The organism is Streptomyces javensis (assembly GCF_039525925.1).
Lineage (GTDB): Bacteria > Actinomycetota > Actinomycetes > Streptomycetales > Streptomycetaceae > Streptomyces > Streptomyces asiaticus.
Window position 1 is genome coordinate 1 of the sequence record NZ_BAAAIF010000275.1, and the last position, 687, is coordinate 687.

Sequence of the window (687 nt, forward strand, 5' to 3'; positions counted from 1 at the left end):
TCTTCGGGATCAATCCGAGGGAGGCGCTGGCGACGGATCCGCAGCAGCGGTTGCTGTTGGAGGCGTCGTGGGAGGTGCTGGAGCGGGCTGGGATCGACCCGGTGTCGTTGAAGGGCAGCCCGACCGGGGTCTACGCGGGTGTGATGTACCACGACTACGCGGCGGGGCTCAGCGGCGGCGACGCACGGCTGGAGGGCTACGCCATGCTGGCCAGCTCGGGCAGTGTGGTCTCGGGCCGGGTGGCGTACACGCTGGGCTTCGAGGGCCCGGCGGTGACGGTGGACACGGCGTGTTCGTCTTCGCTGGTGGCGATGCATCTGGCGGCACAGGCCCTGCGGCAGGGGGAGTGCACCCTGGCCCTGGCCGGTGGGGTGACGGTGATGGCCACTCCCGATGTGTTCACCGGCTTCTCCCGTCAGCGCGGTCTGGCACCCGATGGGCGATGCAAGCCCTTCGCAGCCGCCGCCGATGGCACCGGCTGGAGCGAAGGCGTGGGCGTTCTGCTGCTGGAACGGCTGTCGGACGCCCGCCGTAACGGCCACGACGTCCTGGCCGTGATCCGTGGCTCGGCGGTCAACCAGGACGGCGCCTCCAATGGGTTGACGGCGCCGAACGGGCCGTCGCAGGAGCGGGTGATCCGGCAGGCCCTGGCGAGCGCCGGGCTGTCGCCGTCCGACGTCGATGCGG

General features: G+C 71.3%; 1 protein-coding gene. It reads left to right on the top strand.

The features are described from left to right. Positions 1 to 687, top strand: a 687-nt coding sequence (locus ABD329_RS47930) for a beta-ketoacyl synthase N-terminal-like domain-containing protein (protein ID WP_344318310.1), incomplete at both ends; no start/stop codon positions are given.